Source organism: Catenovulum agarivorans YM01, from assembly GCF_000281085.1.
Taxonomy (GTDB): Bacteria; Pseudomonadota; Gammaproteobacteria; order Enterobacterales; family Alteromonadaceae; genus Catenovulum; species Catenovulum agarivorans.
Map to the genome: position 1 here is coordinate 38378 of NZ_JH767527.1, position 26301 is coordinate 64678.

A 26301-nucleotide genomic window follows, 5' to 3' on the forward strand; every position below is an offset into this window, starting at 1 on the left:
TTTCGAGTAGCTTGGGTATAAACTACTTTCGCGCTACAATTAGCGCGACAAAATACATAACGAGAGCTATATGAGCCAAACAATTATTATGCAACCCACAGTTACAATTTCACCATTTGGCACGACTCCAAACGGTGATGCTATCTCCGCATACACTTTAACCAATAACCACGGCACCCAAGCTGTAGTGATTAATTTTGGTGCGATTCTACAAAGTTTAAAGACGCAAGATAAAAACGGTGATTTTGCCGATATCGTCTTAGGTTTTGAAGAGTTAGAGCCTTATTTAACTAACCCAACTTACTTTGGCGCGACCATAGGTCGTTTTGGTAACCGTATTGGCAATGGCCAATGTGAAATTGATGGCGAAATTTACACCTTTTTACAAAACAATGGCACCAACCATTTACATGGCGGTGCTGAAGGTTTTGATAAAAAAGTTTGGCAAGCTGAAGCTGTGTCTGACGCAAATAGCGCTGGTGTTGTGTTAACTTTAGTTAGCCCTGATGGCGACCAAGGTTATCCTGGTACTTTAACCGTTAAGTGTGAATATCACTTAACCAATGATGATGAACTCGTGATTAAGTACACAGCAAACACGGATAAAACCACTATCATCAATTTGACTAACCACAGCTATTTTAACTTAAAAGAGCAGGGGACGATTTTAGATCACTTACTTGAAATCCCAAGTTCAAAATTGACACCAGTTGATGACAATATGTTGCCAACAGGTGAGATCCGCGATATCACAGGTACGCCTTTTGATTTTACAACAGCTAAAACAATTGGTCAGGATATAGATGCTGATGATGAGCAACTTAAAATTGGTGCGGGTTACGACCACAACTATTATTTTGACAAAGCTGATGGAGAATTATCATTAGTTGCTAAAACGACTGAACCAGTATCAGGCCGTGTATTAGCGATTTATACCACTGAACCTGGTTTCCAGTTGTATACGGGTAACTTTATCGGTGATGATTTGTCAGGTAAAGGTCGTCAATATGGTAAATATGCAGGTTTCTGTGTTGAACCACAACACGTGCCTGATGCACCAAATAAACCTATGTTTAAATCTACTTTATTAACGCCAGAACAGACTTATACCAGCGAAATGCGCTATGTTTTTTCAGTAGTTAAGTAATTGTTCTGAACTCTTGTCTATGTGCAATAGCTAACTTGAAGCATAATTTTCTAAAAACGCTTTAAACCCGTCCTTGGGTCGCTCACACAAGATATCCCTATCTTGTGAAGTTTTAGAAAATTAGCATTCAAGTTATCTATCCATAAACTACTGAGTTGTTAAAAAAATACTTGCCACGGCCGCTTTCTCTGCTGGTTAACCTGTAGAGCATTAGCATTCAAGTCACCTATCCATAAACTATTGAGTCGTCAGTAAAAGCAAAACGTGCCATATGTGCATAAAATTTCAAGAAACAAAATAATTTTGAAAAATAGACCGATTGAGTATAATCGCAAATGATCAAATGAATCATTTTGATTACATTATTAACAATTTTTAAGGATATAAAATGACAACAGCTGTAGATAATGCTTTTGAAGCACCAAAAGCCGAATTGGCCGATTTAAACACTAACGATCAAATTCTAAATTTAAAACGTTTCTCTGCTTGGGGCGTGTTTTTCTTATCACTTATTACTCTAGGGATTTATTTCATATATTGGTTGTATACGCGCAGTACAGCGCTAAACAAGTTAGAAACAGAAAATAAAGTTAATATGACCAATTTGTATGTGTATATTGCAACTTATATCGTTTCTCAAGTCGTTTCAATTGCGGCAGAGTTTATGCCCGAACAACTGGAAGTGGAAATTGTTTCGCTGGTTATCGGGTTAATTAATTTTGGATTTTACATTGCTGTAGCTTTTTCAATTCGTAAAGTATTAGGGGAAGTGCTCAATAAAAACCAAGGTGACCAAGTTGTTGGACTCAGCGGTGGAATGACTTTCTTCTTTAGTGCAATTTATTTCCAATTTAAAATTAATAAAGCGCATGACGAAATCAAAGAAGCTAGCGCTGAATAAATTCTAATGAATGATAAAGTAGCTCATATGAGCTACTTTTAGTCAAGCATGCGCCTCTATAGTAAGCCTGAGTGTTTGATATTTAGGTAGGTATTAATTACGTACGGCAGTAAATATTCCGACTGAGTGTTAACACAAATTACCCCTTCTTTTGCTAATCTAGCTGAATTGTGCTGATAAATATTATTTAATTCTATCGCGGCGCAATACTTATTCGCATCATTTTCACTCTCGATTTCCGAGTTTAGAATTTGTTTAATAGTGACGTTTTCAATATTAATTAAAGCAACTAGATGGTGCTGTTGTAATTTTTTAACGGCAGGCAAGAGGTCATTGATATCTTGATCGTTTAGAGTGGTCACGAGTAGCACCAATGAACGTTTGCTTCTTTTCTTTAAAAGGCTATTTACCGCTTTTAAATAGTCGCTTGAACTTTCATCAGGATGTAAATCATAAAAGTGATTCATAACCCTGCTAACATTCTGAGCGCCTTTTACCGCGGGTAACCACCTTTCCTGTAAGTTAAAACTTTGCATACTAAAACAATCACCTTGTTTTAGCACAGTGTGGCTGAGCATTAACAAAGCATTTAGCGCAGTGTCAAAATGCGTTCCATTTGTTGTCTCTAAATTCATTTTTACACCAGCGTCTAACATTACAATTATGTGCTGGTTTTGTTCTTCTTGATATTCTTTTGAAATTAATTTTTGGCGCTTACTCGTTGCCTGCCAATCAATTTGCCGAATGCTATCACCTTGTCTAAATTCTCTTAACTGGTGGAATTCGATACCGTCGCCGCGTTTTTTTAGCCTTTTTAAACCTGTAACTCGCGTGTTGTTTACACCTTTTAAGCTTTCTGAATGATTTATTCGATTAAAATTTGGGTAAACTTTAACATCAACTTTGTTTTGCTCATGCCACTGAAGCTGCCAAAGTTTAAAAGCTGAATATATAGACACCTCTATCGGGCCAATCTCAAATGAGCCGCGTTTGAGCGGCCTCAACCTGTAACTTATGGCTAGTTGCTGGCTAGGGGTTAGCTCGAATTCCTCTTGCGCGGAGGTCAACTCAAACTCGTCTGGCACACAGTCTGTTATTTTTACATGAATTTTCTTATTAGCATTGTTTGTTAACTTTATCGAGAACAGGTGCTTATGATCGTAGCTTAGTGTACTTGGTGTATCTCTCGAAATTAAAATTTGCGGAGGCTTAAGTTGGCGGGCAGCATCCAATATAAGCACACATAAAAGTGCTAGGTTAGCTGCAATAAAAAGCTCAATTATGTGTGAGTTGGCATCAAACGCCAAATATAACAGCAGCGCTACACAAGTATCAATTGCGAAAAGTTTAACTAACCAAAGGGATGGTTTCAGTGCTACTAGTTTCATTAGTTTCTAGGTGCTTCAATGCTTTCTAAGATAGCGTTAATGATTTGAATTTGGTTGTAACCCTCAAGTTCAAGTTCAGCTGAAAGTACCAGTCTGTGTCTTAATACATTTGGTGTAACCAATTTGATGTCGTCAGGGATAACAAAATCACGGCCATGCATAAGTGCGGTAACTTTGGCAGCTTTTATTATATTGATGCTTGCTCGAACTCCTGCGCCATGCAGTACACCATGCCATGAACGGGTTTTACGCACTATCTCTACGGCGTAATTAATAATTTGCTCATCAACGAGTATGTTGGAAGCAAGCTGTTTAATTTCAATAATTTTTTGTTGATCTAAGATAGTGTCTAAAGCATCCACTTGGTGTTCATTGGAAACTTCGCCTGTATTTAATTTTAACAAGGCTATTTCTGAATCAAGATCTGGGTAATCTAGTTCAACTTTCATCATAAAGCGATCAAGTTCAGCTTCGGGTAAAGGGTAGGTTCCTTCCTGATCGAGCGGGTTTTGTGTGGCAAGTACGATAAAGGGAGAGTCTATCGACATTGTTGTTCCATCTATGGTTATTTGCTGCTCTTGCATCACCTCTAACAATGCAGATTGCGTTTTTGCGGGCGCGCGGTTAATTTCATCAGCCAATAGTATGTTGGTAAAAGCCGGGCCCTTTTTCATAACAAATTCACCTGACTTCATGTCGTATAAACTATGGCCAAGTACATCTGCTGGCATTAAATCAGGAGTAAACTGTATTCTGGAAAATTTAATGTTTAAACTTTTTGCTAATGCTCTTACGAGCAAGGTTTTACCTAATCCAGGTACACCCTCTAACAACACATGGCCGCCAGCAAATAAAACGGTAAGTACGTTTTCGATGATAAGGTCTTGGCCAACCAAAACTCGAGCAATGTTGGATTTGACACGAACTACAGCTTCAGCTGCTTCGGCTAATGAGAGCTTACTCGCTTCATCTTGAATCATAGCGAATTCCTTAATGCTTTTAATGAACTGATAAATTTAATTTTGTCGTTGGTTGAAGTTGGAATATCAGAATCTAATAAATATCGAATTTCCTCTTCGCTAAACTCAGTTATTTTCGATAACGAAGCGCACTGATTGTCGATAGTCATAGCTGCAAATGCAGGGATCTTAACTTCAATTTTTCGGGTGATATCTTTTAATAATGCTTTTTTTAATACATCTGAATGCTGTTGGTTAAACATGTAAAAGCCGGTTGCTTCTATATGTGATGCGAATGGTGTTCGCTTAGATACGATAGGGGTGATTGGGTTTCCATCGCGCACGGCCAAATGCCAAACCAAAAATATTAAACTCATACCAAGCAGTAATACAAATATCCATGACCAATGCCATAATTCTGCAAGCCAATTGGGCGCAACTAAACTTGGCAAGTAATAAAGTTTGTCGTTTTTACCAATTAACCAAAGTAAAAATATGCCATGGTCTAGCTGCCTAAGTGCCATATTTGATATTGATTGTATGCTAGGTATTACGGTTATATATCCCTCGCCAAATCCTATTTCACATATCAGCGTTGGCGTTTGGCTTGCTTCGTTATTTTCTGCAGTTTTTTCGTCATTTTTAGCTGTGTCATCGTCGGTTTTTTTATTAATCAGTTTAATCTCTTCACCGACACAATCTTCAACAGTGTGATTAAAGGGTAAATAAATTTTAGCGAATTCGTCACCGTATTTTATTTGTGCATTTGCCTCTGCTTTACTTGTGATGTGTATGTTGGGATATACGTCGTCCGCTTCTTTTACTTTTATACCTGTATTTTGATAAAAATTTTGTGTAGCTGATTTTAGCATGTCGTGGCGGCGCGATAGCGTTAGCACTAAGTGGCCACCTTGTGATACCCAATTAAGTACTTTTGAGTCCAGTTGTGGATACTCTTTAAAACTTGCTTCATCTAAAATTAAACTATTGCTTTGCGCGAGTTTTATTTTTGAATCCACAATCAGTTCTACTGGACTCGTTAATTGAATTAATGCTTTTTCTCGACTTTTAAGTAATTTGGAAGCGGCTAATAAAGGTTGTTCTATTGCAACTCTACTCAATCCTGTTTCAATCGTTTTTTCTTCCCATTCAATACTGGCATACACATAAGCTAAAACTAGGACAATAAAGATCAGGGTAAGCGACAATATCCAATTTTTACTTTTCATTTTGTCGCTCCACGCTCGCAGTAAAACTCGAAACTTCTGTGATTAACAATTGTACTTCTTGAATAGACACGTCTTTATGTGCCCAGGCTTGCTGGATCCATAAAGAAAATAGTTTGTTGTAAAAAGAGTGTTGTGCTTGAGGGGCGACTTTAATTAATGCTGATTTACATTCTAGCTCAGTCATGGATTTGTTGAATATATCAGGATGTTTGAGCTGAACTTGTATTAGTGTATGGCGTAATATAAGCGCTAATGCATATCGCAAATTTGCTTTTTCTAAAGCTTCAAGGCTCGCAGCTATTAGATCATCAGGCCAGTCTTTGCTAACTTGATTTCGGATAAAACTTGGAAACTCTTGCACACTATTTGTTTGTTCAGTTGTTTTGTTGCTAGATAAAGTCCAGCTTTTGGTTTTTTTGAATAGTTTTATTAGACTTAAAACAATCCAGCCACACAACAATATTACGAGCGCCCAAAACACGAAAGCGATAATAGGACTTAACTCGCTCAAACCTGAAAATATTTCGAACAGTTTTTTTAGCCATGTTAGATCAAAGTTAGGATCTTCTTGGCTTTTGGGCACATAGGTTGTTTGTGTTTCAACCAGTTTTTCATCTTTATAAATGCTGACTACTTCTTGATAAATTTTATCTAAACTTTCAGGGCGTTGGTAAATTTCAGTTTCCACTTCCTTGGGCTTTTGGTTTAGTTCGATTTCAAGCTGTTCAATTTTGTCTTCTATGCTGTCATTTGCGCTAACGGGATGAGGAAAAAATAGATTTACACTTAAAATTGCAATAAGACTCACTTGAGATAAGCGGGCTACAATTCGTTTAAAAGATTGCTCTATATCCCATCCTTCAATGTGAATTCTGCTATTCAAATACATTAAAAATCCGCCTGTGGTGAAGTAGGGCGCAATTAATGCAATTGACATAAGATAAGTAATTAAATAAAGCGAGACAAATTCGCTTGAATTGAAATATTCAAATGTGAGATGTTCATCGATAGGCATAAAGTCTGGAAATAACCCGTAATAGACGAACAATAGGGTCATTAGCATTAACATTTCTAGGTGAACACAAAATAAGATCCACCAAGTTTGATTGTGACTACATCTGTTATTTAAGATATCTTTACGTTTGCTTAGTGCTTTAGATGATTGTTTTTCTAGCTGCTCAATAGGCGCATTGTATGCTCGTGTCGTCGATAGCCGATATATGGTTAACAACCTAATAATATTGATGATTTTAAGCTGCTTTAACGATGAAATAGCCTCAAATGTTGAACAAGAATATGAAAAGCTTACGCGTGATAAATAGGTTAGGAGAGGACGCTCAAAAACGGGTTTTAACCACCAAATTATAAAACCTACGTATTCTATTGGTAGCAGTGCGTAAAATATTGCTGCCAACGGAACCACAAGCGTTAAATAAATTTTGATTAATGCAACAAAATGCTTTTTTACAAATAGTAAAGTTAAATCAAAAACTTGAGAGGGTGTTCGTGGGCAAGGCTCAAAACTAAGTTTATTAAGTTCCATATCTTGTCCCTGTATACAGTTTGTAACTAATCAATATCCATAGAATTGAACCGACGGAATATTTATATACGGATGGAATATTCAATGGTGACCAAAATGCTTCAATAAAAGCTGCAACAACTAACATTACAAAAGCGCCGACTATCAAAGGCAAAACTTCAAGGCCAGTTTTTTTCATTATGTAAGCTCGGCTATATTTTCCTGGTGAGAGCAGATCAAACCCGAGTTTGCAGCCAGCTGCACCCGCAATAATAATTGCGGTTAACTCAAACGAACCATGGGTAATAACAAATGAGAAAAATGGCTCGTTGTAACCAAGTTCAACAATATAGGCTGAGATAGCACCAAAGTAAAAACTGTTAAACAGTAGTGGAATGAGTGCACCGATACAAAACAAAGCGCCAGCGCCAAACATCTGAAAAGCAATACCAATATTGTTGTAGATATATACCCCAAACATTAAAACATCTGCGTCCATAGTTCGTTTGTCAGTTTGCACAGCACCTGCTGGGTTGTACATATCTGCAATGTCGTTGAGTTGATCAGGAGAAACAAAGTGATAAATGGCATCAGGTGAATTTTGTATCCAGAAAAAGGCAATTAAAGATAATCCCCAGAAAGCAGTCAGCGCTGCCCAAATAAAATTTCTGCATGTATAAAGTGCTTTTGGAAATTCGCTTTTAAATATCGACCAAATTCTTGTGAAGCCGATGCTCTCACCACTGTAAAGGACACTTTGGCCCAATTTTACCAGATCATTTAAATTTGCGACCAAAGCTGGTGAATAGTGGCGGGTTTTAGCTAGGGCTAAATCACTACAAATTCTTCTATATTCAAGTGGGAAATTTGCTGGTGCCGGTGATTCGGTACACATTGTTTCAAACTCGGTCCACCTTTGCTTATGCAGCTTCACAAATTGATTTTGCTTCATGTTGCTTGACCTGAGTAATATTGGGCAATTTCTTTTACCGCTTCACTTGCTGTATTATCTTGGGTTGTAATGATATCTGTCAGTATATTGGCAAGCTCTTCTTGTCTTGCTGAAGATAGTGTATGACAGCGCTCTGCGTACATAATTAACGACAATTGTTCTTCTGTCGACAACTGGATTTTAGGTGGGCTAATATTGCTATTTTGCTGTGTCGAAAAACTAACTTTATCTTCTACGTACACAACCATAGTGCCAGCCGCCCAATCACCCAAGCGTTTAAATTGATAGTTTAATGCCATAACAATTAAACCAATTAAATAAGCAAAAGGAAAAGAATCTGCAGGGCGTATCAAATTGCGTAAAACAATGTGGTTAATTTTGCATGGTAAGCCATTATCTTGCACAACTTTTAGTTTATAACGTTTTTTACCTGGCGTTTGCCCTGATAACGACTCAAATAGAATGTAGTATCCCCAAGTAACCAAAAAGTAGGTTACTAAGAATAAACCCGTACCAGCTTTGCCCATAAAACCGAAAATAAACCCAAAGGCGAGCATAACAACTGAGCGTAGAAGAAAGTCAAATAGGTAGGCTTTTGTTCTAATAGAAATACCAGCGGGGGTTAAGTTAATACTGACACCTTCCGGTAGTGTATTTGCAAAACTGTTGTTCAATCCTTGAGTAATCATTCTTGTTAGATAGAGATAATTTAAACGTTAATGATGCGTAAAATTAATTTAAAAATCAATTGGTTTTTATGTTTTAACTAAGGTGAATTTCGGAACTAGCGCTTTCGACTAGGCTTATACACTGTTCGGTGGGGGGTATATAAAAAATCCAGTGAGTTATCTTCACTGGATTTTTACTGTGTCGGCCATTATGCCGCTAAAACTGAAAAATCAGTATTACAGATTATTCGTCAATGCTACGTAATAAACCGTTAATACCAACTTTAGATAAAGTTTTTTGGTCAACTTTCTTAACGATTACTGCTGCGTACAAGCTGTAAGAACCATCTTTAGAAGGTAAAGAACCAGAAACTACAACTGAGCCTGCAGGTACACGGCCGTAGTGAATTTCACCAGTTTCACGATCATAAATACGTGTGCTTTGACCAATGTAAACGCCCATAGAAATTACTGAGCCTTCTTCAACAACAACACCTTCAACGATTTCAGAGCGAGCACCGATGAAACAGTTGTCTTCAATGATGGTTGGATTTGCTTGTAATGGCTCTAAAACACCACCGATACCAACACCACCAGATAAGTGAACGTTTTTACCGATTTGTGCACATGAACCAACAGTTGCCCATGTATCAACCATAGTACCTTCGTCAACGTAAGCACCAATGTTTACATAAGAAGGCATTAATACAGTGTTTTTCGCTACGAAAGAACCTTTACGTACAGCTGCTGGTGGAACAACACGTACACCGTCCGCTTTAAATTGCTCTGCAGTGTAATCAGCATATTTCATGTCTACTTTGTCGTAGTACTGAGTTTCGCCGCCGTCAATTGGTGCGTTGTCACGAATACGGAAAGAAAGTAATACGGCTTTTTTCAACCATTGGTGAACAACCCACTCACCAGAAATTTTCTCAGCAACACGAGCTTTACCACTATCTAAAAGTGCTACAGCTTCTTCTACTGCACTTTTTACTTCAGCAGTTACAGTTGCTGGTGTAATGTCGGCACGTTGTTCAAACGCACTTTCAATAATTGATTTTAAATCAGACATAATTTATCTCTTATTTGAAGGGTTAATCTTTAATGCAGCACATAATTGTTCGGTTAATGAAGATTTTTCTTCAACCGATAGTGGATCACCTGAATTATTGGTTAAAACGAAAAAGTCTTCCGCTCGTTCACCTATGGTCGCCACTTTAGCTGCATGTATTGTAATATTGTTCGCAAAAAATACCCGGCCAATTTTAACCAACAAACCTGGGGTATCAAGTGCTTCTAGCTCCATCATGCTTCGTTTGTCGTTTTTATGTTCAACCCAAGTGATTTTTGTCGGCACATGGAATTGTTTAATCTGCCTTGGAATTCGGTTTGGAACGCTTGGTTCGCCGTCTTCGTTAATCGCTTCCACTAATGCATCTTGAATATCTTTAAAGCGTTTACGACTTGCTTGATTACCTTCCTCTTCAAGCACAATCAAAGTATCTAGTGCAAAGCCGTCTTCAGTATTCATAATAATCGCATCATGTATATTGAAGTTTTTGCGATCTAGTGCAGAACAAATAGATGCAAACAAATATGCTCTGTCTTTGGTATAAACAAAAATCGCCGTGCCACCCGGGTGGGTATTATTATCTATAGCAAAGATAATGTCTTTACCTTTGGCATCTAGGATTGTTTGAGTATGCCAAGCTATTTGTTTGCTATTGTACTTGTGAAAATAATCCTCTTGCATCGTCTGCCACAGGCTATCAATCGCTTCAGGGGAATATTTGTTGCTAAGGAGAATATCTAACGCATTATCACGTTTTTCTTTTTCTTGAATATCACGTGCCACAGGTTTTTCTAAACCACTGCGCATTGCATTTTGGGTTGACGTGTACAATTGGCGCAACAAAGATGCTTTCCAGTCATTTAATAGTGTTGTATTGGTTGCTCTAATATCCGCTAAGGTCAGTGCATACAACAAATTTAAATGCGTTTCGTCTTGAATACGCTCACAGAAATCATGGATCACTTGCGGATCGTTAATATCTTTACGTTGCGCTACCACTGACATTAATAAATGATTTTCAACTAACCAAGCAACTAAATCTGTATCTGTTTCAGAAATACCGTGTAAACGACAGAATTTTCGAACAGCCTCACCACCAAGCTCTGAATGGTCGCCGCCTTTGCCTTTACAAATGTCATGGTAAATTGCAGCTATATATAACAACTCGATTTTTGGGTAGTTGGTACAAATTGCTGAGCAACGCGGAAACTCTTCTTTATTTTCCGCTAAGGTGTAGCGATACAAATTGCGGATGAGTCTATGCGTGTGTTCATCAACCGTATAGCTGTGGAATAAGTCGAATTGCATCAAGCCAACTATATGCGCCCAATCGTGACTATAAACGGCCATAACACCGTGATGATGCATTATTTTCCAGCTGATACCAAAAAACTGCGGGTGTTTTACCAATTGCATAAAACGATCACGACAGGCTTCAAGTTGACACAACTCAAGCTTTTCGTATTTACGCCGAGCATTTCTGAGTAACCTGAGGGTTGTTGAATGTAATCCAGTAACGTTTTTGTCGTAGTCAGCTACAAGTAAAAACATATCTAATAAACCCGCAGGTGTTTCAAATACGTCTTCATTACGAGCGCGTAATAAGCCGTTGGTGACTTCGAAGTCATTATTGAGCTTTTTGCGTTTCCATGGGCGGAAGCGGGTAACAAATTCATCGGCAAAAAACTGTAGCAGTACTTGGTTGAGTTCACTTACGCGGCGAGTGATAACAAAAAAGCGCTTCATCATAGTTTCAACGGCAGATTTGTTTTGCCCATAACCAAGTAAGTTAGCTACTTCTGGCTGGTGCTCAAACAATAAACGGTTTTCACTGCGGCCAGCCACTGAATGCAAAGCAAAACGCATATGCCATAAAAACTCGCGACAATCTTGCAGTTCGCGCAATTCTTCTTCGGTCATAAAGTTTTGTTTTACTAACTGGCTGCCATCAAATACTTTGTAGTGTTTTTTGGCAATCCAACCTATGTTTTGAATGTCGCGTAAACAGCCAGGATTTTCTTTTATGTTAGGTTCTAAATTGTAACTGGTATCGTTAAATTTGCGGTGGCGCGCTTGCTGCTCTTCGGTTTTAGCTTTAAAGAATTTAACACTTGGCCAAAAGCTCTTACCATTTACTTTTTTCGTCAGCTCTTTATATAAATTTTCATCACCAATTAAAAAGCGCGATTCGAGGAGGTTAGTGGCTATAGTAATGTCTTCTTGGCCTAAAGAAATCGTTTCTTTTAAGGTGCGAACACTCTGGCCTATATCTAAACCTAAATCCCATAACGCGGTCACAAATTGACTGATTTTTTGCTGGCAGTCTTCATTTATTTGGTTTTTTGATAAAATCAACAAATCAATATCTGAATGTAAATTCAAATGACCACGACCGTATCCACCCACTGCAGCTAAGGTCAATTCGGCGGTTTGCTCAAGATCAAGTAGTCGCCACAATTTACGAATTAAGTGGTCAATAAAAAAGGCGCGTCCTAATACTATTTTCGCGATAGGTTGCTGGGTATAAGCCTCTTGTAACCATTGGTGGTAACTATCAACGAGTTTACGCACTTCGGCGATTTTATCCAAAGAGTGAATATGACTAACTTTATCTAAATAATGCTGTTGACTGCTCACGCTACTACCTATTTATTTTACGCGTTCAATGCTTTCGTCACTGCGCAGAGTTAAAATCTCTCGGCCTGTTGCGGTAACTAAAATTGTGTGTTCCCACTGGGCACTTAAACTGCGATCTCTTGTTACAACTGTCCAGTCATCTTTCAATAATTTGGTGTCACGTTTGCCAGCGTTGATCATAGGCTCGATAGTGATACACATTCCTTCACGCAAAATCTCACCCGTACCTGGTTTGCCATAGTGGAGAATTTGTGGCTCTTCGTGGAATTCATTACCTATACCGTGTCCGCAGTATTCTCGTACCACAGAATAGCCGTGGGCGTGTGCATGTTTAGCAATTTCGTAGCCTATATCACCTAAACGCGCACCGGGTTTGACCATGTCTATACCTATGTACATGCACTCTTGAGTGACTTTCATTAAACGTTCGGCTAGCGTGGTTTTTAAACTTGATTCGCCAACCAAGAACATTTTACTTGTGTCACCGTGATAACCATTGACGTGTAGGTTATCAGCTGAATCTTCATCAAACCTTACGGTTACATCTATGTTGATAATATCACCGTTTTTAAGCTGTTTGTCGTTTGGAATGCCGTGACAAACAACATGGTTAACTGATGTACAGATAGATTTAGGGAAACCATGATAGTTTAAAGGTGCAGGGTAAGCTTTAAACTCATTTACTATATAATCATGACAAATTTGATTTAATTCATCGGTTGTAATGCCTGCTTTGACATGTGGGCCGATCATTTCTAAAACTTCCGCTGCCATTTTGCCTGCGGTTCGCATTTTTTCTATTTCTGCTGCAGTTTTAATTTTAATACTCAAGGTTTATCCTCAATTTAACTGTATTTGCACCTTATTCGATGATTATACTATGAAAACAGTCGGCAGTGACGACTGATTGTTGATTAAGGCCAATTTCATTCAATTCACAATTAAAAATTGTTGTTTTAGCCTGTGTATGGTATAAAGCGCGCCGACAATTCGCAAATGAATTGTTGAACTTAAGGGAGCATCTCCCTGAATTTATATTTATTAATAACACACACATACTGCAACGTTGTCCGGGGTGCCAATTTTATTGGTCGGATTCAGCGGGTATGTGGAGGCTCAACCCCAATTAAGTGAGGAAAATTATGCCTAACGTATCTATGCGCGACATGCTTAAAGCAGGTGTTCACTTTGGTCACCAAACTCGTTACTGGGAACCAAAAATGAAGCCGTACATCTTTGGTGCGCGTAACAAGATCCATATCATCAACTTAGAAAAAACAGTTCCTTTATTCAACGCTGCTTTAAATGAATTATCTAAAGTATCACAACGTAAAGGTAAAGTTCTTTTTGTTGGTACTAAGCGTGCTGCTAGCGAAGCAGTAAAAGAAGCTGCATTAAAATCAGACCAGTATTATGTTAATCACCGTTGGTTAGGTGGTATGTTAACTAACTGGAAAACTGTACGTCAGTCAATCAAACGTTTAAAAGATTTAGAAACTCAAAGCCAAGACGGTACTTTTGACAAGTTAACTAAAAAAGAAGCTTTAATGTTAACTCGTGAAATGCAAAAGTTAGAGTTAAGCTTAGGCGGTATCAAAAACATGGGTGGCTTACCAGACATCCTTTTCGTAATTGATGCAGACCACGAGCACATTGCTATCAAAGAAGCTAACAACCTAGGTATTCCAGTTGTTGCTGTTGTTGATACTAACTCTAAGCCAGATGGTGTTGATTTCGTTATCCCAGGTAACGATGATGCTATCCGTGCAATTCAATTGTACTTGAATGCAGCAGCTGACGCGGCTAACGAAGGTCGTGAAAGCAACTTAGAAGTTCAAGCTGAAAAAGACGGTTTTGTTGAAGCAGAATAATTCTGTTGTAACAAGCTGTATATATTGTTGAATAGGGGCTAATTGCCCCTATTTAATAAGCACGAATCGAATTTATTAACGAGGACAATTAAGATGGCAATTACTGCTGCTCTAGTTAAAGAACTTCGTGAGCGCACTGGCGCTGGCATGATGGATTGTAAAAAAGCTTTAGTTGAAACTGATGGTGATATTGAAGTAGCAATCGAAAATATGCGTAAATCTGGCCAAGCAAAAGCGGCTAAAAAAGCAGGTAACATCGCTGCTGAAGGTACTATTTTAACACGTCAAGCTGACGGTGTTGCGGTACTAGTTGAAGTTAACTGTCAAACAGATTTCGTAGCAAAAGATAAAAACTTCTTAGCATTCGCTAACGAAGTAGCTGACGCTGCAATCGCTTCAGTTGTAACTATTGATGCGTTAAAAGAGCAATTTGAAGAAACTCGTGTTGCTTTAGTTGCAAAAATTGGTGAAAACATCAACATCCGTCGTATCCAATACGTTGAAGGTGCTGAGTTTGCTGATTACCGCCACGGCGACCGTATCGGTGTTGTTGTAGCTGGTTCTGGTGATGCTGAAACTTTAAAACACGTTGCTATGCACGTTGCTGCAAGCAAGCCTGAGTACGTAAACCCTGAAGACGTACCAGCTGAAGTTGTTGAAAAAGAAAAAGCTATCCAAATCGAAATCGCGATGAACGAAGGTAAACCTGCTGAAATCGCTGAGAAAATGGTTACTGGCCGTATGAAGAAGTTTACTGGTGAAGTTTCTTTAACTGGTCAAGCTTTCATCATGGAACCTAAAAAATCTGTTGGCGAATACCTTAAAGAAAAAGGTACTAGCGTAACTACTTTCGTTCGTTTAGAAGTTGGCGAAGGTATCGAGAAGAAACAAGAAGATTTTGCTGCAGAAGTACAAGCTCAAGTAGCGGCTGCAAAAGGTCAATAAAATATCTCCCAAGCCGCGTTTATCGCGGCTTCTTTTTGTGATTAGATGGAAATGAATATGAATCCTAAACCAGAATATCGACGTGTACTTTTAAAACTTAGTGGTGAAGCTTTGATGGGCGACGAAGGCTTCGGTATAGACCCTAAAGTTTTGGATAGAATGGCCCAAGAAATTAAAGAATTAGTAGAACTTGGTGTACAGGTTGGCATTGTAATTGGTGGTGGAAATTTATTTAGAGGTTCAGGTTTAGCTAAAGCAGGTATGAATCGAGTAGTCGGTGATCACATGGGTATGCTTGCTACCACAATGAATGGTTTAGCAATGCGCGACGCACTACATCGTGCCTATGTGAATGCAAGGCTAATGTCTGCAATTGAGTTGTCAGGCGTATGTGATACCTATAACTGGACAGACGCAATTAGCTTATTAAAAGCGGGCAAAGTAGTTATTTTTGCAGCAGGTACTGGTAATCCATTTTTTACAACAGATTCAGCTGCCTGTTTGCGCGGTATTGAAATTGAAGCTGACGTTGTTTTAAAAGCAACTAAAGTAGATGGTGTTTATTCTGCTGATCCTGTAACTAACCCTGAAGCAACTTTGTACAATAAACTGTCTTACCAAGAAGTTTTAGAGAAAGAATTAAAAGTAATGGACTTAGCTGCATTTACTTTAGCGCGTGACCACAGCTTACCAATTCGTGTATTTAACATGAATAAACCAGGCGCGTTAAAGAATGTTATTATGGGCGCAGTTGAGGGTACATTAATCGATCACGCTGAAAAATTAAATTCAGTAAACTAATTTAAATTCATTTTAGGAAGAATTACCGTGATTAACGAAATTATTCAAGATGCTCAAGAGCGCATGGGCAAAAGTATTGACGCACTTAAAAATCAATTAGCTAAAATTCGTACTGGTCGTGCACATCCAAGTTTATTAGATAGTATTTCAGTTGAATACTATGGTGCTGATACACCGTTAAAGCAACTTGCTAACGTAGTGGTTGAAGACTCTCGTACTTTAGCTGTATCTGTATTTGATAAGTCACTCGTTCAAGCAGTTGAAAAAGCAATTTTAACCTCAGATTTAGGTTTAAACCCTGCAACTGCTGGCACTATTATGCGCATTCCTTTACCGCCGTTAACGGAAGAGCGTCGTCGTGACCTAATCAAGATTGTTAAAAACGAAGTTGAGCAAGGCAAAGTTGCCATTCGTAACATTCGCCGTGATGCAAATGGTGATATTAAGTCATTATTAAAAGACAAAGACATCAGTGAAGATGAAGCGAAAAAAGCAGAAGATGACATCCAAAAAGTAACGGATGAGAACGTTAAACAAGTTGACGTTATTTTTGCTGCAAAAGAAAAAGAATTATTGGACTTTTAATTGTGATGAGCCTCAGTAATGGGGCTCTAATTAATGCATGACGACTGCGCTAGAAAATATAAAAACAATTAACCCTGCTGCTTACCCTAAACATGTCGGCATTATTATGGACGGTAATGGTAGATGGGCTAAACAACAGGGCAAAGCTCGTACTTTTGGACACAAAGCAGGTGTCGAGTCGGTACGGGCGGCTATTCGCTTTGCAATCCAACATGAGTTAGACGTTTTAACTTTATTTGCTTTTTCAAGCGAAAATTGGAAAAGACCTGAACAAGAAGTTTCTGTATTAATGGAGCTTTTTATGTTCGTCTTAACCAAAGAAGTAAAGCGTCTACATAAAAATAAAGTTAGATTGAAAATTATTGGTGATGTGTCACGCTTTAATGACAGATTACAAAAGAAAATAGCTGAATCAGAAGCTCTAACAGAAAATAATGACGGTTTGTTACTTTGTGTGGCGGCCAACTATGGTGGGCGTTGGGATATTGCCAATGCGGTTAATCAATATATTGAGAAAACCGGCAATACCAAATTAACGGAAGACGATATCACAGCAAACATCAGTCTAGCTGAATTTACTCCGCTTGATTTAATTATTAGAACTGGTGGCGAAACGCGCATCAGTAATTTCCTTCTTTGGCACGCCGCGTATGCGGAATTTTATTTTACTGACGAGTTATGGCCAGATTTTCGCGAAGAAAGTTTTGCTAAAGCTGTGCAGTGTTTTGCAAGTCGCCAAAGACGTTTCGGTTTGACAGGGGATCAAGTTGAAGAATCTTAACAATGCAGCATCTAAGTCGAGTACGTTAAAAAAACGTATTTTGACTGCGCTGATCTTATTACCACTTGCACTAATTGCTATTTTTGAATTGCCATTAGTTTATTTCGCGCTTTTTACCGGTGTGGTTTTATCTATAGGTGCTTGGGAATGGGGACCATTTATTGGTTTTTGCAATAAACGTCGCCGCTTAGGTTTAATGGCGTTATTAATTTCTTCTATGCTGGCATTTGCTTATTATGCTGGTTTGTATGACAGTGGCAAAATTGAAGTTTTTCATCAAGCCGTTGAATACGCCATTTGGATTTCAGTCGTTTGGTGGGTTGTCGCCTTAGGTTTAGTGATTAGCTATCCTCGTTCAGCAAGATTTTGGCGCAGTGGCCGCTGGATCAAAGGTATATTTGGTTTAGTCACTTTATTACCTGCATGGTTAGCGATTAATGTTATTCGCAGTTTTGAATACCAAGAAAACCCACAAAATGGTGCTTGGTTGTTATTGTATGTATTAGCTTTGGTGTGGGCAGCAGATATTGGCGCTTATTTTGCCGGCAAAGCTTTTGGCAAACGCAAACTCATGCCAAATGTCAGCCCAGGCAAAACCATAGAAGGAATGTTGGGCGGCATGGTTGCCAGTGCCACATTAATTTTTATTGTGTTACAAACACCGCTATTTGTTGGCTATAACGGATTAGACGTTGTTTGGATTTCGTTGATTGTAGTTGCAAGTTCAGTATTAGGTGACTTGCTTGAAAGTATGTTGAAACGCCAAGCGGGTATTAAAGATAGTGGTACTATTTTACCTGGACATGGTGGTATCTTAGACAGAGTGGATAGCTTAACTGCTGCCTTACCTGTTTTTACTTGTTTATTTTATTACGCAATCTAAATGAAAAAAGTCGCCGTTTTTGGCTCTACCGGCTCTATCGGTCAGAGCACATTAGAGGTTATTCGTAATAACCCTAATCAATATCAAGTTTATGCATTGGCTGCGTTTAAAAGTGTCGCTTTGATGGTGCAGCAGTGTATCGAATTTAACCCTCAATATGCGCTGTTGGTAGACGCTCAAGCAGCAGCCGAGCTCAAACAAAGTTTGCAAAATATCCCTGATTGCACGACACAAGTGTTAGTCGGTGTACGCGAACTAAATGGGCTAGCAAAAGCTGATTACGATATATTAGTCGCTGCAATTGTTGGGGCTGCCGGTCTACAATCCACTTTAGCTGCCGCACAAGCAAGCAAAACCATTTTACTCGCCAATAAAGAATCACTTGTCATGTCAGGGCAAATCTTTATTGATGAAGTTAAAAAACACGGCGCTAAATTATTGCCTGTCGACAGTGAACACAACGCTATATTTCAAAGTTTACCCAGTGAATATCAAAAAGATTATCTAAACCAAGATATATGTGACTTTGGGGTTAAATCTATTATTTTAACTGGCTCAGGTGGACCATTTTTAAACGAGCCACTGGCTTCACTTAGCAGCAAAACGCCAGCTCAAGCTGTTGCTCATCCCAATTGGTCTATGGGGCAAAAAATTTCAGTTGATTCAGCAACTATGATGAATAAGGGCTTAGAGTTAATCGAAGCCTGCTGGTTATTTGGGGTGCAGCCTGATTTTATTGAAGTATTAATTCATCCTCAGTCCGTTATTCATTCTATGGTGCGTTATTTAGATGGTTCGGTATTGGCACAATTAGGTGCACCAGATATGAAAACGCCGATAGCTAATTGTTTAGCCTTCCCACAGCGTATTGTCTCAGGCAGTGAGCATTACGACTTTATCACAGGTAGTTCATTTGACTTTAAAGCGCCTGACTTTGAACGTTTTCCAAACCTTTATTTAGCCAAACAAGCATTTAAATTAGGTCAAGAATCAACAACAGTATTAAGTGCCGCCAATGAAGTGCACGTTGAAGCTTTTTTAAAAGAGCAAATTAGTTTTACCGACATAGCTAAATTTAATCAGATTATCTTAGAATCTTACCAGCCAGCAGCGGTAGATGATATTGACAGCATTTTAGCTATTGACCAACAAGCTCGTCGTCTAGCCGAGCAGAAGTTGCAAGAGGCGTAAACTATGGATTTTATTTGGAACTTAGTCTCTTTTATCGTCGCCATTGGCGTTTTAGTCACCATACATGAATACGGCCACTACAAAGTGGCGATTATGTCGGGGGTATACGTTAAACGTTTCTCGATAGGTTTTGGTAAGCCGCTTTATTCATGGTTTAACAAAGACGGCACTGAATTTGTTATTGCGTCTATCCCGTTAGGCGGCTATGTGCGTATGTTGGACAGCCGTTTAGACGAAGTGACGGCTGACAATGAAGCGCAGGCGTTTGATAAAAAGCCGGTTGGTAAGCGCATTGCTGTGGTTGCGGCAGGCCCTTTAGCCAATTTGTTTTTTGCTGTATTTGCTTTATGGATTATGTATTTAGTTGGTGTACCTGAAGTTAAACCTATTATTGGTGATCTAGTAGCTGATTCACCAATCGCCAACTCGGGTATTAAAGCGGAACAACAAATTGTCGAGATTAATGGCAATAGCACAGAAACTTGGCAACAAATTAATTTAGAGTTGATGGACTCGATTGGTGACAAACAACTGTCTATGTCTGTGCAATCACAAGGTCAATCTTATGCTCGTACCCATACAGTTGATTTAGCTAACTGGCAGTTTGATCCAGAAAAAGGCAATTTAATTCAAGCTTTAGGTATAGTGCCTTTCACCCCAGAAATTTTACCTCGTATTGCCCATGTCGCTAAAGACACTCCAGCTGCACGCGCTGGTTTACAAGTGGGAGATCAAATTGTTGCCTATAACCAAATAGAGCCCTTTGATTGGATAAAATTGTCAGGTTGGATAAAACAAAATCCACATGAACAATTACATTTGGTTATCGAGCGAAATAATCAAATTGAGGAACTTATCCTAACCATAGGCGTCAGAGAGTCCAATGGCGAACAAACAGGTTATTTAGGCATAGCGCCTGAGCTTGCACAATGGCCAGAACATTTACGATTTGAACATAGTTTTGGCCTTTTTGAGAGTTTGCAGCAAGCCGTTATCAAAACCTGGCGGTTAATCGCTGTTAGTTTTTCTATGATTGAAAAGCTAATTACAGGCGATGTTTCATACAAATCTTTAAGTGGACCTATTTCTATTGCCCAAGGCGCAGGACAATCTGCAGGGCTTGGAGTCGTATACTTTTTAAGCTTTTTAGCGCTAATTAGCGTTAATTTAGGAATAATTAATCTGTTACCGCTTCCAGTACTTGATGGAGGCCATTTAGTTTATTACCTTATAGAGTTTGTGAGCGGTAAACCTGTACCTGAAAGGGTACAAGAGATCGGATTTAGAATAGGGGCATTCATTATTTTTATGTTAATGAGCGTTGCCATATTAAACGACTTATCTCGTTGGTAAGAATAACTTGAGTTTTCGAATGAGAATAAAAAAATCAATATTAGCGTCAGCAGTCGCTCTAGTACTTTCAAATCCGGCGTACGCCTTAGATGAGTTTGTTATTGAAGATATCCAAGTTAATGGATTACAGCGTGTTTCATTAGGTTCTTCGTTAACCTACATTCCTGTGCAAACTGGCGATAAGTTAACTGACTTTCGTTTAACTCAAACTATTAAGTCATTATATTCATCTGGCCATTTCGACAACATTGAAGTTTACCAAGAAGGTAAAACTTTAATTATTAAAGTGTCAGAGCGCCCAACCATTGCAGAAATTGAATTTGACGGTAATAAGGATGTTAAAGAAGAGCAGTTGCAAGAGAACTTGCAAGACCAAAATATTCGCATCGGTGAGCCGTTAGACAAAACGACACTGACTTTGTTGGAAAAAGGTTTAGAAGATTTTTATCAAAGCATAGGTAAATATAACGCTTCAGTTACTGCAAAAATCAGCCATTTACCACGCAACAGGGTTAAATTAACTTTTGAATTTACCGAAGGTAAAGCGGCTAAAGTTAAACAAATTAATATTGTTGGTAACACCTTATTTGACGATGCCAAATTATTAAGCTTGTTCGAATCTAAATATGATTTGCCATGGTGGCAATTCATGTCGAATGATAGATATCAAAAACAAACTTTTTCTGGTGATATCGAAAAACTTGAATCTTTTTATAAAGACCAAGGTTATGTGCGTTTTGCCGTCGACTCAACCCAAGTATCGTTAACACCTGATAAAGAACAAGTTTATGTAACTTTAAACCTTGAAGAAGGTGAAAAGTATAAAGTTAACGAAGTTAACTTTATTGGTGATATGGTTGGTCTAGACAACGTCATCAAAGCGTTGGTACCGATTCGCCAAGGTGATTATTACAGCGCGGCAACTATTACCTACAGCGAAGAAACCATTTCGAATTATTTAGGAGCATTTGGTTATGCTTATCCTGAAGTAAAAACCATTCCTGATGTTAACGATGAAACTAAAGAAGTTTCATTAACTATGTCGGTGACACCAGGTAGCCGTATTAACGTTAGACGCATAAGTTTTGTTGGGAATGCGATTACTGATGACGAAGTATTACGTCGTGAGCTTCGCCAATTTGAAGGTAGCTGGTTATCCAATCGAGCATTGGAAGGTTCAAAAGCCCGTTTGGCCCGTTTACCTTATATAGAAAATGTTGAATTCGAAACGGTTAAATTACCGGGCGAATCAGACTTAGTTGATGTTATTTTTACCATTAAAGAACGTCCATCTGGCTCCTTTACTGCCGGTGTTGGTTATGGTGATTTAACCGGTTTAAGTTTACAACTAGGTGTCCAACAAGAAAACTTCTTAGGTACGGGTAACAGTGTAGGTGTAAGTGTTAATACTTACAGCTATTCCAAAAATATTAGCTTAAGTTTTACCGACCCTTATTTCACAGTTGATGGTGTTAGTTTAGGTGGTTCAGTTAGTTATAGTGAATTGAATTATGGTGGACGCTTTTCTAACTCGGAAGATTATGATCTCACACGTATCTCATCGCGATTAACTCTGGGTTATCCGTTGGATGAAATTAGTCGTATTAGTTATGGTATAGGTTATTTACATAACGAGATGTCTAATATTTCGTCGCAAAGCACATCTGAGCAGATGTCGAATTTTTATGCTATATACGAAGATCCTGACAACAAACAAAACCAGCTAGTGTTTGATAATTTCGAATTTAATATTAACTGGATGCAATCAACTTTGAATCGAGGTTTGTTCCCGAGTGCCGGAGCGAGCCAAAATTTAGGTTTTAAGATTGCGGTGCCAGGGTCTGATGCGCAGTTCTTTAAAATAACCGCAGAAGATAGACGCTATTTCCCGTTGTCGCGTGACCATAGATGGGTGTTTATGACCAAAGCATCTTTTGGTTATGCAAATGGTTATGGTACCACTGACGAAGGGCATGATCATGTATTGCCGATTTGGGAAATGTTCCGTGCTGGTGGCTCGTCGACCATGCGCGGCTTTGAAAATAACGTAGTGGGTCCTAAGTTGTTTTACCGAACAGGCCAAACTAAGCCAGGCCCAGTCGGACCTGATGGTCTACCTACGGAAATCAATGATACACCTGATAATGACGTTATTCAGAAATATACTCGTAATGGCACAAATGCTATTTCAAATGGTGGTAATGCTCAGGCATTAGCGACATTAGAGCTTATTTTCCCAATACCATTTACTGAAGAACCTTCGTCGTCAGTTCGACCAAGTTTCTTCTTGGATGTAGGTAATGTCTGGGATACAGAGTTTGATATTGATAGATATAGTAATTTAAAAGCGGCTGAATTAGCGAAATTAGATGACTATTCTGATCCTTCGCGTTATCGTGCTTCAGCTGGTATGTCTATACAATGGATTTCACCTATGGGACCCATTGTATTTAGTTTTGCCAAACCACTGAAAAAATTCGATGATGACGATACTAAATTCTTCAGTTTTAATATTGGCCAAACTTTCTAATTTTGAGGAGTAATTTAATAATGACAAAATATAATAAGGCCTTAGCACTACTTTTAACTTTAGCTTCTGGTGTTTTTTGCGCTAGCGCATCTGCAGCAGAAAAAATTGGGGTAATTGATGTACAAGCTGTTTTCCAACAGTTACCACAAGCTGCAGCAATTGAATCTAACATTAATGCCGAGTTCAAAGATCGCATTGAAGAAATTCAACGTCTACAAACCGATATTAAATTTTATATGGAAAAGCAGCAACGTGAAGCTGCAACCATGAGCGCAGCACAGAAAAAAGAGTTGGAAGATAAAATTCGTACTCTAGGTGCTGAATATCAAGAAAAAGCTAAACCACTTGATCAAGATTTACGTCAACGTCAAGGTGAAGAGCGCAACCGCTTATTAGGTTTGATTAAACAATCTATCGATAAAGTTGGTGCAGCGCAAAAATATGACATTATTTTACAATCTTCTGCTGTTGCTTATTTAGGTGACGAAGCGGACAACTTAACCGCAAAAGTTATCGAAGAAGCGAGCAAAATGAAGTAATGGCTAGCTTTACTCTTGCCCAACTAGCTGAGCAATTATCGGTTGAATTAGTCGGTGATGCTCAGCACTGCGTTGAAACAACAGCGAGCATTGATGATGCATCTGCTAATCAAGCGACGTTTTTTAACGATAAAAAATATCTTGAATCGTTAAAAGCAACCAATGCTGGTGTCGTTGTACTCAAAGCTGAATTTGCCGAACATTTTGCTGGCAATAAACTTATTTCTAGCAACCCGTATTTAACTTATGCATTGATAGCCCAATTGTTAGATACTACACCTGCGCTTGCTAATGGTATTCATCCGCAAGCAGTCATCGAACAGGGCGCTATGGTTGCACCTGACGCTCATATAGCTGCTTGTGCTGTGGTTAAAACCGGTGCTGTTGTTGGCTCTGGCACTCAAATAGGTGCGGGGGTTTATATTGGTGAAAATGCAAAAGTGGGCAAGGGCTGTAAGGTTTATCCTAATGCAACTATTTATCATGCAGTCGAAATGGGTGACAACTGTATTATCCATTCTGGCGCGGTAATAGGCTCTGATGGTTTTGGCTTTGCGAATGACAAATCTAACTGGGTTAAAATCCCGCAAGTTGGCTCAGTTATCATTGGCAACAATGTAGAAATAGGCTCGAATACCAGCATAGATCGTGGTGCATTACACAATACAGTTATTGCTGATGGGGTAAAAATAGATAACCTAATTCATTTAGCCCATAACGTTGAGATTGGTAAAAATAGCGCTCTAGCAGCAGGTACAGCAATTGCCGGTAGTACCAAAGTGGGTGAGCGTTGTACATTTGCTGGTTGTGTGGCGGTAAACGGTCATATTGAAATTGGTGATGATGTGCATTTTACCGGTACAAGCATGGTAACTTCATCCTTCAAACAAGCTGGCGTATATTCTTCTGGTATTCCAGCTGTAGAGAATAAAGACTGGCGCAAAAACACTGCACGTTTGCGCAAGATTGAAACTTTGTTTGATAAAGTCAAATTACTTGAACAAGAAATTGCTCGGTTAAAAGAAGACATTTAAAACATCGCATAAGGGCTAAACGTCATATATAATGCGGGCATTAAAATAAAGATTAAACAGGAAGCTAGGTTTTGACAACTGAATTAAATGCGATTGATATCCAGGAAATTTTCACTTTATTACCACACAGATATCCATTTTTATTAATTGATCGTGTGATTGATTACAAACCATTAGATTATTTACATGGTTATAAAAATGTCACAGTAAACGAACCTATTTTCACTGGTCATTTTCCTGGTAAACCAATCTTTCCAGGCGTGTTAATTGTTGAAGCTCTTGCGCAAGCAACTGGTGTATTGGGTTTTAAATCTATGCAAGCTGTGCAAACTGAAAAGCCAGAGCAAGAAGAATTATACCTTTTAGCTGGTATCGACAATGTTCGTTTCAAACAACCAGTTACACCAGGTGATCAACTTCACCTACATGCGCAATTTATCAAAGAGCGTAAAGGTATTTGGAAATTTGAATGTAAAGCCGAAGTCGACAATAAAATTGTTTGTGCTGCTGACATAACCTGTGCAAGACGAGTAATGTAACAGTGATCCATCAAACGGCAATTATCGATTCAAAAGCAAAGTTAGCCTCTAATGTGTCTGTTGGCCCATGGAGCTATATTGGTGCGGATGTTGAAATTGGCGAAGGAACAGTCATTGGTTCACATGTAGTGATCAAAGGGCCAACTAAAATTGGCCGAAATAACAAAATTTTTCAATTTTCTTCAATTGGTGAAGAATGCCAAGATAAAAAATATGCGGGTGAACCTACTCGTTTAGAAATTGGTGATAACAATATTATTCGCGAATCAGTGACCATTCATCGTGGTACTGTTCAAGACAATAGTTTAACCAAAATTGGCAGTGGTAACTTGTTGATGGCTTATGTGCATATAGCACATGACTGTATGGTTGGTGACAACAACATACTTGCAAATAACGCAACCCTTGCAGGCCATGTACATGTTGGTGATTTCGCTATTTTAGGTGGTTTTACCGGCGTGCATCAATTTTGTAAAATTGGCAGTTATTCGTTTTGTGGTGTTGGCTCTGTGGTTGTTAAAGATGTCATCCCTTATCTAATGGCAGCTGGACAAAATGCAGTACCGCACGGTATGAATACCGAAGGTTTGCGCCGCAAAGGCTATAGTGCTGAAGCTATTTCAGCACTTAAAAAAGCCTATAAAATCATTTATCGCCAAGGTCTAACTTTAGCCGCGGCACAACAAGAATTGACCGAATTGGCTAAAGATGAGCCAAGTGTTCAATTGATTGTTGATTTCTTACAAGACTCATCACGAGGCATAATTCGCTAAT

General features: G+C 38.7%; 24 protein-coding genes. 15 read left to right on the forward strand and 9 right to left on the reverse strand.

Translation table 11 applies throughout. From position 1 onward, the window contains the following. Nucleotides 1-70: 70 nt before the first annotated feature. Both WSC_RS0110315 and WSC_RS0110320 read left to right on the forward strand, forming a co-directional pair. Entirely contained in the window at nt 71-1147 is a 1077-nt protein-coding gene (locus tag WSC_RS0110315) for an aldose epimerase family protein (RefSeq protein WP_016955842.1), read from the forward strand. A 388-nt stretch (nt 1148-1535) separates the two neighbouring features. Continuing rightward, entirely contained in the window at nt 1536-2048 is a 513-nt protein-coding gene (locus WSC_RS0110320) for a DUF4234 domain-containing protein (RefSeq protein WP_016955843.1), read from the forward strand. A 56-nt stretch (nt 2049-2104) separates the two neighbouring features. On the opposite strand, the gene WSC_RS22460 is transcribed toward WSC_RS0110320, so the two are convergent. The 9 genes from WSC_RS22460 to map form a co-directional block, all read right to left on the reverse strand. Next, nucleotides 2105-3436 (reverse strand): DUF58 domain-containing protein, encoded by a 1332-nt coding sequence (locus tag WSC_RS22460; RefSeq protein ID WP_016955844.1) that lies wholly within the window; start codon nt 3434-3436, stop codon nt 2105-2107. After that, nucleotides 3436-4416 (reverse strand): AAA family ATPase, encoded by a 981-nt coding sequence (locus tag WSC_RS0110330; RefSeq protein ID WP_016955845.1) that lies wholly within the window; start codon nt 4414-4416, stop codon nt 3436-3438. Before WSC_RS0110330 ends, WSC_RS22460 begins: the two co-directional genes overlap by 1 nt. Then, nucleotides 4413-5624: a hypothetical protein gene (locus WSC_RS0110335; RefSeq protein WP_016955846.1), complete on the reverse strand. Its 1212-nt coding sequence runs from the start codon at nt 5622-5624 to the stop codon at nt 4413-4415. Before WSC_RS0110335 ends, WSC_RS0110330 begins: the two co-directional genes overlap by 4 nt. After that, nucleotides 5614-7167: a hypothetical protein gene (locus tag WSC_RS0110340; protein ID WP_016955847.1), complete on the reverse strand. Its 1554-nt coding sequence runs from the start codon at nt 7165-7167 to the stop codon at nt 5614-5616. Before WSC_RS0110340 ends, WSC_RS0110335 begins: the two co-directional genes overlap by 11 nt. Further along, a complete protein-coding gene (locus WSC_RS0110345; protein WP_016955848.1) occupies nt 7157-8098 on the reverse strand; it encodes a stage II sporulation protein M in 942 nt (313 codons plus the stop codon). The genes WSC_RS0110340 and WSC_RS0110345 overlap by 11 nt, the downstream gene beginning before the upstream one ends. Beyond that, nucleotides 8095-8772, reverse strand: coding sequence for an RDD family protein (locus WSC_RS0110350; protein WP_026016789.1), 678 nt, complete (start codon nt 8770-8772; stop codon nt 8095-8097). The genes WSC_RS0110345 and WSC_RS0110350 overlap by 4 nt, the downstream gene beginning before the upstream one ends. Nucleotides 8773-9010: 238 nt before the next feature. Then, the gene (gene dapD, locus WSC_RS0110355; protein ID WP_016955850.1) at nt 9011-9838 is read right to left on the reverse strand and encodes a 2,3,4,5-tetrahydropyridine-2,6-dicarboxylate N-succinyltransferase; all 828 of its coding nucleotides are present in this window, start codon (nt 9836-9838) and stop codon (nt 9011-9013) included. Between the two features lie 3 nt (nt 9839-9841). Beyond that, nucleotides 9842-12475, reverse strand: a complete 2634-nt coding sequence (gene glnD / locus WSC_RS0110360; protein ID WP_016955851.1) for a [protein-PII] uridylyltransferase — start codon at nt 12473-12475, stop codon at nt 9842-9844. A gap of 12 nt (nt 12476-12487) precedes the next feature. Then, nucleotides 12488-13306 carry a type I methionyl aminopeptidase gene (gene map, locus WSC_RS0110365; RefSeq protein WP_016955852.1) on the reverse strand — a complete coding sequence of 273 codons (819 nt, stop codon included), beginning with the start codon at nt 13304-13306 and terminating at the stop codon, nt 12488-12490. Between the two features lie 311 nt (nt 13307-13617). On the opposite strand from map, the gene rpsB reads away from it, so the two are divergent. The 13 genes from rpsB (at nt 13618) to lpxA (ending at nt 26300) form a co-directional block, all read left to right on the forward strand. Then, nucleotides 13618-14346 carry a 30S ribosomal protein S2 gene (gene rpsB / locus WSC_RS0110370; RefSeq protein ID WP_016955853.1) on the forward strand — a complete coding sequence of 243 codons (729 nt, stop codon included), beginning with the start codon at nt 13618-13620 and terminating at the stop codon, nt 14344-14346. A 93-nt stretch (nt 14347-14439) separates the two neighbouring features. After that, the gene (tsf, locus tag WSC_RS0110375; protein WP_016955854.1) at nt 14440-15291 is read left to right on the forward strand and encodes a translation elongation factor Ts; all 852 of its coding nucleotides are present in this window, start codon (nt 14440-14442) and stop codon (nt 15289-15291) included. Nucleotides 15292-15342: 51 nt separating this feature from the next. Continuing rightward, nucleotides 15343-16092 carry a UMP kinase gene (gene pyrH, locus WSC_RS0110380; RefSeq protein ID WP_026016790.1) on the forward strand — a complete coding sequence of 250 codons (750 nt, stop codon included), beginning with the start codon at nt 15343-15345 and terminating at the stop codon, nt 16090-16092. Between the two features lie 27 nt (nt 16093-16119). Beyond that, a complete protein-coding gene (frr, locus tag WSC_RS0110385; protein WP_016955856.1) occupies nt 16120-16677 on the forward strand; it encodes a ribosome recycling factor in 558 nt (185 codons plus the stop codon). Nucleotides 16678-16714: 37 nt separating this feature from the next. Next, a complete protein-coding gene (uppS, locus tag WSC_RS0110390) occupies nt 16715-17458 on the forward strand; it encodes a polyprenyl diphosphate synthase (RefSeq protein WP_016955857.1) in 744 nt (247 codons plus the stop codon). Beyond that, entirely contained in the window at nt 17445-18341 is an 897-nt protein-coding gene (locus WSC_RS0110395) for a phosphatidate cytidylyltransferase (protein ID WP_016955858.1), read from the forward strand. Before uppS ends, WSC_RS0110395 begins: the two co-directional genes overlap by 14 nt. Continuing rightward, the gene (gene ispC / locus WSC_RS0110400) at nt 18342-19532 is read left to right on the forward strand and encodes a 1-deoxy-D-xylulose-5-phosphate reductoisomerase (RefSeq protein WP_016955859.1); all 1191 of its coding nucleotides are present in this window, start codon (nt 18342-18344) and stop codon (nt 19530-19532) included. A gap of 3 nt (nt 19533-19535) precedes the next feature. Continuing rightward, a complete protein-coding gene (rseP, locus tag WSC_RS0110405; RefSeq protein ID WP_016955860.1) occupies nt 19536-20885 on the forward strand; it encodes a sigma E protease regulator RseP in 1350 nt (449 codons plus the stop codon). Nucleotides 20886-20904: 19 nt separating this feature from the next. Further along, on the forward strand, nt 20905-23415 hold the full coding sequence (bamA, locus tag WSC_RS0110410) for an outer membrane protein assembly factor BamA (RefSeq protein WP_016955861.1): 2511 nt from the start codon (nt 20905-20907) through the stop codon (nt 23413-23415). 20 nt (nt 23416-23435) lie between these two features. Then, a complete protein-coding gene (locus tag WSC_RS0110415) occupies nt 23436-23954 on the forward strand; it encodes an OmpH/Skp family outer membrane protein (protein ID WP_016955862.1) in 519 nt (172 codons plus the stop codon). After that, nucleotides 23954-24988 carry a UDP-3-O-(3-hydroxymyristoyl)glucosamine N-acyltransferase gene (gene lpxD / locus WSC_RS0110420; RefSeq protein WP_016955863.1) on the forward strand — a complete coding sequence of 345 codons (1035 nt, stop codon included), beginning with the start codon at nt 23954-23956 and terminating at the stop codon, nt 24986-24988. The genes WSC_RS0110415 and lpxD overlap by 1 nt, the downstream gene beginning before the upstream one ends. 71 nt (nt 24989-25059) lie before the next feature. Next, nucleotides 25060-25527, forward strand: a complete 468-nt coding sequence (gene fabZ / locus WSC_RS0110425) for a 3-hydroxyacyl-ACP dehydratase FabZ (RefSeq protein WP_016955864.1) — start codon at nt 25060-25062, stop codon at nt 25525-25527. Between the two features lie 2 nt (nt 25528-25529). After that, a complete protein-coding gene (gene lpxA / locus WSC_RS0110430) occupies nt 25530-26300 on the forward strand; it encodes an acyl-ACP--UDP-N-acetylglucosamine O-acyltransferase (RefSeq protein WP_016955865.1) in 771 nt (256 codons plus the stop codon). The last annotated feature ends 1 nt before the right edge of the window (nt 26301 follow it).

Excerpts from the sequence above, each read along its gene's own strand:
- WSC_RS0110315 (WP_016955842.1), top strand. The coding sequence starts at position 71 with ATGAGCCAAACAATTATTATGCAACCCACAGTTACAATTTCACCATTT.
- WSC_RS0110320 (WP_016955843.1), top strand. The coding sequence starts at position 1,536 with ATGACAACAGCTGTAGATAATGCTTTTGAAGCACCAAAAGCCGAATTG.
- WSC_RS22460 (WP_016955844.1), bottom strand. The coding sequence starts at position 3,436 with ATGAAACTAGTAGCACTGAAACCATCCCTTTGGTTAGTTAAACTTTTC.
- WSC_RS0110330 (WP_016955845.1), bottom strand. The coding sequence starts at position 4,416 with ATGATTCAAGATGAAGCGAGTAAGCTCTCATTAGCCGAAGCAGCTGAA.
- WSC_RS0110335 (WP_016955846.1), bottom strand. The coding sequence starts at position 5,624 with ATGAAAAGTAAAAATTGGATATTGTCGCTTACCCTGATCTTTATTGTC.
- WSC_RS0110340 (WP_016955847.1), bottom strand. The coding sequence starts at position 7,167 with ATGGAACTTAATAAACTTAGTTTTGAGCCTTGCCCACGAACACCCTCT.
- WSC_RS0110345 (WP_016955848.1), bottom strand. The coding sequence starts at position 8,098 with ATGAAGCAAAATCAATTTGTGAAGCTGCATAAGCAAAGGTGGACCGAG.
- dapD (WP_016955850.1), bottom strand. The coding sequence starts at position 9,838 with ATGTCTGATTTAAAATCAATTATTGAAAGTGCGTTTGAACAACGTGCC.
- rpsB (WP_016955853.1), top strand. The coding sequence starts at position 13,618 with ATGCCTAACGTATCTATGCGCGACATGCTTAAAGCAGGTGTTCACTTT.
- tsf (WP_016955854.1), top strand. The coding sequence starts at position 14,440 with ATGGCAATTACTGCTGCTCTAGTTAAAGAACTTCGTGAGCGCACTGGC.
- pyrH (WP_026016790.1), top strand. The coding sequence starts at position 15,343 with ATGAATATGAATCCTAAACCAGAATATCGACGTGTACTTTTAAAACTT.
- uppS (WP_016955857.1), top strand. The coding sequence starts at position 16,715 with ATGACGACTGCGCTAGAAAATATAAAAACAATTAACCCTGCTGCTTAC.
- ispC (WP_016955859.1), top strand. The coding sequence starts at position 18,342 with ATGAAAAAAGTCGCCGTTTTTGGCTCTACCGGCTCTATCGGTCAGAGC.
- rseP (WP_016955860.1), top strand. The coding sequence starts at position 19,536 with ATGGATTTTATTTGGAACTTAGTCTCTTTTATCGTCGCCATTGGCGTT.
- bamA (WP_016955861.1), top strand. The coding sequence starts at position 20,905 with ATGAGAATAAAAAAATCAATATTAGCGTCAGCAGTCGCTCTAGTACTT.
- WSC_RS0110415 (WP_016955862.1), top strand. The coding sequence starts at position 23,436 with ATGACAAAATATAATAAGGCCTTAGCACTACTTTTAACTTTAGCTTCT.
- lpxD (WP_016955863.1), top strand. The coding sequence starts at position 23,954 with ATGGCTAGCTTTACTCTTGCCCAACTAGCTGAGCAATTATCGGTTGAA.